Origin of the sequence: Flavonifractor sp. AGMB03687, assembly GCF_017811815.1 — a bacterium.
GTDB lineage: Bacteria > Bacillota > Clostridia > Oscillospirales > Oscillospiraceae > Flavonifractor.
Genome location: NZ_JADKZI010000017.1, coordinates 1 through 2,701, shown reverse-complemented (window position 1 = coordinate 2,701; position 2,701 = coordinate 1). Strand labels below are relative to the sequence as shown.

At 53.6% G+C, this 2,701-nt stretch carries 1 rRNA gene; it reads right to left on the bottom strand.

The features are described 5' to 3' along the window. Positions 1–32: 32 nt before the first annotated feature. Positions 33–2,701, bottom strand: a 23S ribosomal RNA gene (locus J9789_RS16865); the annotation flags it as partial.

The following is a 2,701-nucleotide window of genomic DNA, read 5'->3' as shown; positions in this document are numbered from 1 at the left end:
AGTATCAGGCAAGCGCCTGCAATCATCATGTTAAGGTCAAGCCCTCGGCTTATTAGTATCGGTCAGCTGCACGCGTTACCGCGCTTCCACCTCCGACCTATCAACGTCATAGTCTACGACGTGCCTTACTCCCGAAGGATGAGAGATCTAATCTTAGGGAGAGTTTCACGCTTAGATGCCTTCAGCGTTTATCTCGTCCGTACATAGCTACCCAGCCATGCCCTTGGCAGAACAACTGGTGCACCAGAGGTACGTCCATCCCGGTCCTCTCGTACTAAGGACAGCTCCCTTCAAATCTCTTACGCCCGCAACAGATAGGGACCGAACTGTCTCACGACGTTCTGAACCCAGCTCGCGTGCCACTTTAATCGGCGAACAGCCGAACCCTTGGGACCGAATTCAGCCCCAGGATGTGACGAGCCGACATCGAGGTGCCAAACCTCCCCGTCGCTGTGGACGCTTGGGGGAGATCAGCCTGTTATCCCCAGGGTAGCTTTTATCCGTTGAGCGACGGCACTTCCACTTGCATACCGCCGGATCACTAACTCCAACTTTCGTTACTGCTCGACCCGTCGGTCTCGCAGTTAGGCTCGTTTATGCGTTTACACTCACTGCACGGTTTCCGTCCGTGCTGAACGAACCTTTGAGCGCCTCCGTTACCTTTTAGGAGGCGACCGCCCCAGTCAAACTGCCCACCTAACAGTGTCCCCCGACCGGATTCACGGCCGCAGGTTAGAAAACCAGCAAATCAAGGGTGGTATCCCAAGGGTGGCTCCACCTAAGCTGACGCCCAGGCTTCCAAGCCTCCCACCTATCCTGTACATGATTTACCGATTTCCAGTATTAAGCTACAGTAAAGCTCCATGGGGTCTTTCCGTCTAGTTGCGGGTAACTGGCTTCTTCACCAGTACAACAATTTCGCCGGGTGGGCTGTTGAGACAGTGCCCAAATCGTTACGCCATTCGTGCGGGTCAGAACTTACCTGACAAGGAATTTCGCTACCTTAGGACCGTTATAGTTACGGCCGCCGTTTACTGGGGCTTCGATTCAATGCTTCGGATTGCTCCTGACATCTCCTCTTAACCTTCCAGCACCGGGCAGGCGTCAGCCCCTATACGTCATCTTTCGATTTAGCAGAGACCTGTGTTTTTGGTAAACAGTCGCTTGGGCCTATTCGCTGCGGCCTCCCGTAGGAGGCTCCCCTTATCCCGAAGTTACGGGGTCATTTTGCCGAGTTCCTTAACAACCCTTCTCCCGTTGGCCTTAGGATTCTCTCCTCATCTACCTGTGTCGGTTTGCGGTACGGGCACCTTAGCATACCACACACCTTTTCTCGCCACAGAGCATCGCGGACTTCCCTACTTGATTTCGGTCCCTTACGCCCGGGTCAACCAACGCCCGGGTCCCGCTATCTCCATGTGTCAGTGTGCTTAAGGTTCGGTGGCTACGGAATTTCAACCGTATGTGCATCGACTACGCCTTTCGGCCTCGCCTTAGCTCCCGGCTTACCCTGGGCGGACGAACCTTCCCCAGGAAACCTTAGATTTTCGGCCATTATGATTCCCACATAATTCTCGCTACTCATTCCGGCATTCTCACTCGTGTAAAGTCCACCGCTGCTTCCGCTACGACTTCACCCCGTACACGACGCTCCCCTACCCCGCGCATTGCTGCGCAGCCCAAGCTTCGGTTGCATGCTTAGCCCCGTTATATTTTCCGCGCAGAGTCACTCGACCAGTGAGCTATTACGCACTCTTTTAATGAGTGGCTGCTTCTAAGCCAACATCCTGGTTGTTTTCGCAACTCCACATCGTTTTCCACTTAGCACACATTTGGGACCTTAGCTGTGGGTCTGGGCTGTTTCCCTTTTGTCCACGAGACTTATCTCACGTAGACTGACTGCTAACCATCAATTATCCGGCATTCAGAGTTTGATAGGGTTCAGTAACCTTATCGGCCCCTAGCCCATTCAGTGCTTTACCTCCGGTAATCTAAGTTAACGCTAGCCCTAAAGCTATTTCGGGGAGAACCAGCTATCTCCGAGTTCGATTGGAATTTCACCGCTATCCACAGGTCATCACCGACCATTGCAACGGGCGTGTGTTCGGTCCTCCATGGGGTTTTACCCCCACTTCAACCTGCCCATGGATAGGTCACCCGGTTTCGGGTCTATTGCCACTGACTTCATACGCGCTGTTCACACTCGGTTTCCCTTCGCCTCCGGTACTGAATACCTTAAGCTTGCCAGTAACAATAACTCGCCGGACCATTCTACAAAAGGTACCTCATCACCCATTAACGGGCTTTGAGTGCTTGTAAGCACAAGGTTTCAGGTTCTCTTTCACTCCCCTCCCGGGGTCCTTTTCACCTTTCCCTCACGGTACTGCTCCTCTATCGGTCATCAGGTAGTATTTAGGGTTGGAGGGTGGTCCCCCCAGTTTCCCACCGGGTTTCACGTGTCCGGCGGTACTCTGGAACTCGACTAACAGAACTCGGTTTTCGCCTACGGGGCTCTCACCCGCTATGGCCGGCCTTCCCATACCGTTCGGCTAACCTATCCTGCCGTTGTGTCGGTCCACAACCCCGAAGGATAAATCCTTCGGTTTGCCCTCTTCCGCGTTCGCTCGCCACTACTTGCGGAATCTCTGTTGATTTCTCTTCCTCGCCCTACTTAGATGTTTCAGTTCAGGCGGTTCCCCAC